General features: G+C 40.7%; 1 protein-coding gene. It reads left to right on the top strand.

Going from position 1 to position 339, the window contains the following annotated elements:
• Positions 1 to 20: 20 nt before the first annotated feature.
• Positions 21 to 339: helix-turn-helix domain-containing protein (locus ACTQX6_RS12665; RefSeq protein WP_441657726.1), on the top strand; the 319-nt coding region annotated here is incomplete at its 3' end.

Here is a 339-nt window from a genome sequence, read left to right as displayed (position 1 = left end):
ATCCAAAGCCGGAGGTCTATATGGCTGATACTTTAAAAGTAAGCAAGGAAAAGAAAATAGAAATCATAAAATACTGCATAGGTCATGATCATGATTATAAAGGAACAGCTGCATTTTATGGTGGAAATTATGCCCAGATATATAGCTGGGTCAAGAAATATGAATCCAAAGGGGAAGAAGGTCTGGAAGACAGACGAGGCAAACGCAAATCGGAGGAACAGCTGACCAATCTGGAAAAAGCACAGCGCAGAATAGCCGAGCTTGAAAGGATCAACAGGCGACAGGAAATGGAGCTTGAACTGTTAAAAAAAGACAGAGCCTTCGAAAAGACCTATTTAG

This window comes from Faecalicoccus sp. LCP19S3_E2 (assembly GCF_052121255.1).
Classification (GTDB): domain Bacteria; phylum Bacillota_I; class Bacilli_A; order Erysipelotrichales; family Erysipelotrichaceae; genus Faecalicoccus.
The sequence above is the reverse complement of the archived record's forward strand: the minus strand, read 5'-3'. Positions and strand labels throughout refer to the sequence as shown.